The 4,132-nt window shown below is 67.3% G+C and carries 3 protein-coding genes and 1 pseudogene; 2 read left to right on the forward strand and 2 right to left on the reverse strand.

Features of this window, described 5'->3' with window-relative positions; genetic code table 11:
- Together D477_RS00175 and D477_RS00180 are read right to left on the reverse strand one after the other, a co-directional pair.
- Positions 1–786: pseudogene (locus D477_RS00175) on the reverse strand (M56 family metallopeptidase); the annotation flags it as partial.
- 25 nt (positions 787–811) lie between these two features.
- Positions 812–1,198 carry a BlaI/MecI/CopY family transcriptional regulator gene (locus D477_RS00180; protein WP_005266098.1) on the reverse strand — a complete coding sequence of 129 codons (387 nt, stop codon included), beginning with the start codon at positions 1,196–1,198 and terminating at the stop codon, positions 812–814.
- Positions 1,199–1,388: 190 nt separating this feature from the next.
- Here D477_RS00180 and D477_RS00185 point away from each other — a divergent pair, with 190 nt between their 5' ends.
- Positions 1,389–2,972 (forward strand): cytochrome ubiquinol oxidase subunit I, encoded by a 1,584-nt coding sequence (locus D477_RS00185; protein WP_005266099.1) that lies wholly within the window; start codon positions 1,389–1,391, stop codon positions 2,970–2,972.
- 38 nt (positions 2,973–3,010) lie between these two features.
- On the forward strand, positions 3,011–4,030 hold the full coding sequence (gene cydB, locus D477_RS00190; RefSeq protein WP_005266100.1) for a cytochrome d ubiquinol oxidase subunit II: 1,020 nt from the start codon (positions 3,011–3,013) through the stop codon (positions 4,028–4,030).
- The last annotated feature ends 102 nt before the right edge of the window (positions 4,031–4,132 follow it).

A 4,132-nucleotide genomic window follows, 5' to 3' on the forward strand; every position in this document is an offset into this window, starting at 1 on the left:
CAGGCGCTCCGGCGGCCTCGCCCGCCTGCTGGTCCCCGCCGCCGCTGGCGACCAGGGCGACGGCCCGCACGAGGGTGTTTCGGTCGGATGTCTTCAGTGCCGCATCATCGGCCAGCATTTCGATCAGCTCATTGACCGCCCGCTGGGCCAGCTGCGAGGTGGGCAGCCAGGGCAGCGCTGCGCGCCAGGCCGCGAAGGCCCACAGCAGCAGGTCGTGGCGCTGGGTCAGATGCGCCCGCTCGTGTTCGAGTACCGTCTGGAGTTCCTGCGGCGTGAGCAGTTCCATCAGGCCTCGGAGAGGACCGTGACGGATCGGCTGCCCCCGGGGAGGCAGTAGGCGACCGGAGCAGGATGGTTGATCACCAGGGTCTTGGGAGAGTCCTTGGCCGGTGAGCTGAGCAAGTTCAGCAGCAAGCGGTGCCGGCTGCGCTGTTTGTGGATGCGGTAGTAGGTCAGCAGCAGCGTGAAGACCAGGTGGACGCCCAGCAGCAGCGCGGCACTGAGTGCGAAGACGTGCACCAGGTCAAGCCCCGGTGCCGGCTGGTACTCGATCAGCAGCGCCGCGAGCCCGCGGAGCCCGGCAATGAGGTTGTCGCCCAGCGGCACCAGGCCCCAGGTGAGCATGGCGCCGATCATGGACAGTCCGCCGGCCAGCGCTATCGCCTGCCAGAGGATGAGCGCCGTCATCGGTGCCCTGGCAGTCCACCGGGCGCGCGACAGCATCACCGGCACCGGCCATGCCAGAATCACGGCCAGCGCGGCCAGCAGGTAGGACGCCCAGAACACCCGGCGGCGCGATCTGCGCGGACGCTTACGCGGTCAGGATCTTCCGCAGGGCCTCGGCTTCCTGCGCCGAGACCGAGCCGATGAATGCGGCCAGAACCGCCTCGCGGTCCCGGGCCGAGCCCAGCACCTCATGCATCAGCTCCACCGTGTGTTCCTCACGGCTGGTGACCGCCCGGTAGCGGTGCGGCCGGATATCGCGTTCACGTTCGACCAGGCCCTTCTTCTCCAGACGGGACAGCACGGTGAGCACCGTCGTGACGGCGAGCTCCTTCCCGTCCCGGGTCGTGCTGCCGCTGCGGGCCAGCCGGTCGCGCAGCTCGTTGGCCGTCAGCGCGGCCTCCCCCTCGGGCTGTCCGCTCTGCTCCCACAGCAGATCCATGACTGCCCGTTCCAGCTCTCCAAGAGTGGCCATTTACATCCTTCATCCACACCACAACAAACTCCACACCGGCGGCGTGAGTGCCCGGCCGTGTGGCTTCCCTCTCTAATTTACAGGGTTTGCCGGATTTGTTCTACACTGCGTAGAAGCGAGTATTTCTACGTTGTGTAGAAATTCTGTATCCGGGCCGGCACCGCCCGCCCGGCAGTTCAAAGGGGAAAATGTGGAAGCCCTCGAAATCGCGCGATGGCAGTTCGGCATCACGACCGTGTACCACTTCTTGATGGTGCCCTTGACCATCGGCCTTGGCCTGACCGTCGCCGTGCTGCAGACCGCCTGGTACCGCACCGGCAAGGAGCAGTACCTGCGGATGACGAAGTTCTGGGGCAAGCTGTTCCTGATCAACTTCATCATGGGCGTGGCCACCGGCCTCGTGCAGGAGTTCCAGTTCGGGATGGCCTGGAGCGAGTACAGCCGCTTCGTCGGCGACGTTTTCGGCGCCCCGCTGGCGCTGGAGTCGCTGCTCGCGTTCTTCGTCGAGTCGATCTTCTTGGGCCTGTGGATTTTCGGCTGGAAGCGCCTGCCCAAGGGGATGCACCTGCTGAGCATCTGGGCGGCCTCGCTGGCGACGATGGGTTCGGCGTACTTCATCCTCGCTGCCAACTCCTGGATGCAGCACCCGGTCGGCGTCGAAATGATCGACGGCCGGCCCGTCATGGTGGACATCTGGGCCGTCCTGACGAACAACACGCTGCTCGTGGCCTTCCCGCACACCATCTTCGGCGCCTTCTCCGTGGCCGGCGGCTTCCTCCTGGGCATCAGCTGGTACCACCTGTGGAAGCGCCGCCGTGACGGGATCGACACCGTCGGTGCCGACGGCAAGGTGGTGGTCGGCAGCAACCCGGCCATCGGCCGCGACGCCACCGACCACAAAGTCTGGCTGCAGTCGCTGCGGATCGGCGCCGTCGTCGCAATGGTCTCCTTCGGTGGAGTGTCCCTCACCGGCGACCTGCAGGCGAAGCTGATGTTCGACCAGCAGCCGATGAAGATGGCTGCCGCCGAGGCCGCCTGCCATGACGGCACCGGATTCTCCATCCTCTCCGTCGGCGACCTTGGCTCCAACGACTGCGATGACATGGTTGCCGTCGTCGAGCTGCCCGGGCTGCTCTCCTTCCTGGCCAACGGCGACTTCACCACCGACGTCCAGGGCATCAACACGCTGATCCCCGAGTACCAGGAGCGCTTCGGCACCCACCTGCCCAGCGACCCCATCTACGGCGAGCGCGCCGGGACCGAGATCGACTACGTGCCGGTCATGGAGGTCACCTACTGGGGCTTCCGGCTGATGATCACCTTCGGCATGCTCGCCGCCGCCGCCGCCCTGGTCGCGCTGTGGATCGCGCGCAAGGGCACGGTGCCGGAATCGAAGTGGCTGATGCGGCTGGCGGTGTTCGGCATCCTGGCGCCGTTCGGAGCGAACTCCGCCGGCTGGATTTTCACCGAGATGGGCCGCCAGCCGTTCGTCGTCGCGCCGAACCCGGATCCGGACGGAATCGACAATGTCTTCATGTTCACCGCCGCCGGGGTCTCGCCCGGGGTTTCCCTGGCCGAACTGGTCTTCTCGCTCTGCGCCTTCGCGCTGGTCTACGGCGTGCTGCTGGTGGTGGAAGTGAAGCTGCTGTTCGCCTACTGCCGCGGCGGCGTGCCTTCGGCCATGCCGGAACTGCTCAAGCAGCAGGACGGCGACGGACCCGAGGACGGCAGCAAGGGGAAGGACGACGACGATGTGCTCGCCTTCGCGTACTGATTCCTGCGGCCGCTTCCTGAACCTACTGGAGAACTGACATGGATTTCCTGCCCACTTTGTGGTTCATCATCATCGCCTTCTTCTGGACCGGCTACCTCTTCTTGGAAGGCTTCGACCTCGGTGTCGGCATGCTGTTCCGAGGTTTCGCCCGCACCAACACCGACCGGCGCGTGCTGCTCAACACCGTCGGCCCGGTCTGGGACGGCAACGAGGTTTGGCTGGTCACGGCCGGCGCCGCGACCTTCGCCGCCTTCCCGCACTGGTACGCCTCCCTGTTCGCCGGCCTCTACCTGCCGCTGGTGCTGGTGCTGCTGGCGCTGATCTTCCGTGCGGTGGCCTTCGAGTACCGCGGCAAGATGGACTCGGACCGCTGGCGTTCGGTGTGGGACTGGGCGATCGTGCTCGGTTCCTTCGTGGCAGCCTTCGGAGTGGGTGCGATGCTGGCGCTGACCACCACCGGCCTGCCGCTGAACGCCAACGGGGACCGGGTGGGCGGCCCGTTCGCCTGGTTCAGCGGCTACGCGCTGCTCGGCGGGGCCGCGGTGGTCCTGTTCAGCCTGGTCCATGCGCTGGCCTTCCTGACCTTGAAGACCGACGGCGACATCCGCCTCCGGGCGCGCCGGCTGCTGGTGCGCTGGCTCCCGGTGGCGCTGCTGCCGATGGCGCTCTGGGCCATCGTAGTGGTGCTGGCCGGCGGCAAGCCCGTCACCTGCATGACGCTGGCCGTGGCCGTGCTGGGAGCCGCCTCGGCGTGGCTGCTGGCCCGCAGGGGAAAGGACGGCCTGAGCTTCGCCGCGCTGGGCGTGTTCCTCGTGGCCGGGACCGCCACGATCTTCACCGCGGTGTTCCCCATCGTGCTGCCCTCCACGCTTGATCCGGCGTTCTCCCTCACGGTGGAGAATGCCTCGTCCTCCGACTACACGCTGGGCATCATGAGCGTGATCGGCGCGTTCGGCATCCCGGCCGTGCTGGTCTACCAGGGCTACACGTACTGGGTGTTCCGCAAGCGCGTCAGCGCCGCCTCCATCCCGGCCGCCCACGCCGTCGTTCCGCAGTGAAGCCGCTGCTGCCGGTCGGCGCTGCCAGCAAGCGCGCGCTCTATCTGCTGGGTGTCCTGGCCGCGGCCAAGGCCGCCGGGCTCGTGCTGCTCGCCCAGGCGG

Source organism: Arthrobacter crystallopoietes BAB-32, assembly GCF_000328305.2.
GTDB lineage: Bacteria > Actinomycetota > Actinomycetes > Actinomycetales > Micrococcaceae > Crystallibacter > Crystallibacter crystallopoietes_A.

Coding starts and splice junctions, on each gene's coding strand:
- D477_RS00180 (WP_005266098.1), bottom strand. CDS start 1,198: ATGGCCACTCTTGGAGAGCTGGAACGGGCAGTCATGGATCTGCTGTGG.
- cydB (WP_005266100.1), top strand. CDS start 3,011: ATGGATTTCCTGCCCACTTTGTGGTTCATCATCATCGCCTTCTTCTGG.